Annotated in this window: 1 protein-coding gene; it reads left to right on the top strand. The window is 59.5% G+C overall.

What is annotated here, in order from left to right; translation table 11 throughout:
- Positions 1 to 102 precede the first annotated feature (102 nt).
- The gene (locus M8A51_RS26160) at positions 103 to 1053 is read left to right on the top strand and encodes an IS481 family transposase (RefSeq protein WP_251781560.1); all 951 of its coding nucleotides are present in this window, start codon (positions 103 to 105) and stop codon (positions 1051 to 1053) included.
- The last annotated feature ends 2 nt before the right edge of the window (positions 1054 to 1055 follow it).

Here is a 1055-nt window from a genome sequence, read left to right as displayed (position 1 = left end):
CTAGGTGTGAAGCTTCAATAGGTTGTTGCGGGTGTTCACCCGGAGTGGTTTTGAGAGACTGGGAATCGCCAAACCCCCTGTCTAACCAAAGCCGGAGCCCGGATGAACACCCATAAGAATGCCCGATTGACGTTTCTGAGGCGACTGGAGATGGTCGAGGACATCACCAAGCGTGGCTTGTCAGCGTCAGAGGCTGCTGAGGCGCATGGCGTCAGCGCGGTCACTGCGAGAAAGTGGCTTGGCCGCTACTTGGTGGGCGGGGCCACTGGACTTGCTGACAAGTCTTCGCGCCCTGCAAGGTCTCCGCGTGCCATTGATCCCAGCGTGGGGTTGGCCGTCGTCGAGCTGCGGCGCAAGCTGTTCACACAATCGCGCATCGCCACCTATCTGGGTGTTTCCAAGGCCACGGTTAGCCGAGTTCTGCGCCGAGCTGGCCTCTCGAAATTCAGCAACCTGGCTCCACTCGATGCGGTTCAACGCTACGAACGCGACGCGCCTGGCGAACTGCTGCACATCGACATCAAGAAGCTCGGCAAGTTCTCGGATATCGGGCATCGAATCACTGGTGACTACACCAAGCGAACACGCGGCTTGGGCTATGAATACCTCTTCGTTGCGGTTGACGATCACGCCCGGGTGGCATTTACCGCCATGCGTCCTGACGAGCGTAAGGGCAGTGCCGAGAGCTTCCTGCGAGAGGCTACCGCGTACTTCGCCAAGCTGGGCGTCTCGGTGCAACGCGTGCTGACTGACAACGGCCCGGCCTTCCATTCGTTCTCGTTCCGAGACGCGTGTGTCGAACTCGGGATCCAGCAGAAGTTCACGCGAGCCTACCGACCTCAGACCAATGGAAAAGCCGAGCGCTTCATTCAATCAGCGCTTCGCGAGTGGGCCTACGGCCGCCCTTACGCCACGTCTGAGGCCCGTCGCATCGCCTTGCCCGTCTGGAATCACTTTTACAACTGGCACCGTCCGCACCATGGCATCGGCTGCCTGCCGCCTATGTCCCGGATCAAAAAATCACGAAAGAACCTCTTGACTCTTCACACCTAGGG

Origin of the sequence: Caldimonas mangrovi (genome assembly GCF_023721835.1) — a bacterium.
Classification (GTDB): Bacteria; Pseudomonadota; Gammaproteobacteria; order Burkholderiales; family Burkholderiaceae_C; genus Caldimonas; species Caldimonas mangrovi.
The sequence above is the reverse complement of the archived record's forward strand: the minus strand, read 5'-3'. Positions and strand labels throughout refer to the sequence as shown.